This is a genomic window from Pseudomonas bohemica, assembly GCF_002934685.1.
Classification (GTDB): Bacteria; Pseudomonadota; Gammaproteobacteria; order Pseudomonadales; family Pseudomonadaceae; genus Aquipseudomonas; species Aquipseudomonas bohemica.
Map to the genome: position 1 here is coordinate 1218 of NZ_NKHL01000088.1, position 279 is coordinate 1496.

The 279-nt window shown below is 63.4% G+C and carries 1 pseudogene; it reads right to left on the reverse strand.

The features are described 5' to 3' along the window. Positions 1–228: pseudogene (locus CE491_RS05605) on the reverse strand (hypothetical protein); the annotation flags it as partial. Positions 229–279: the final 51 nt, after the last annotated feature.

Consider the following 279-nt stretch of genomic DNA (forward strand, 5'->3'; position numbering starts at 1 on the left):
AGCCAGAGCATCGCGGGCTTGGGCTGATGCAGCGTTGGCGATCAGCGTCAGGTCGGCCTGATGGTTGGCTTCGTTCGTCGCGATGGTTTCGCCGTACTTCGCGACGACCTCTCCATAAGCGTTCGCCTGCCAGAACCACGCCGCGGCGAACGATCCGGCGCACAGGGCGATGACCAGCACCATCACACCCCATGCCCAGACCGGGACAAGCTTCAGGGCGGCGATCACACCAGCACCTTCAGCGCGCGCTCATAAATCGCTGCACGATCGGCATAGCCA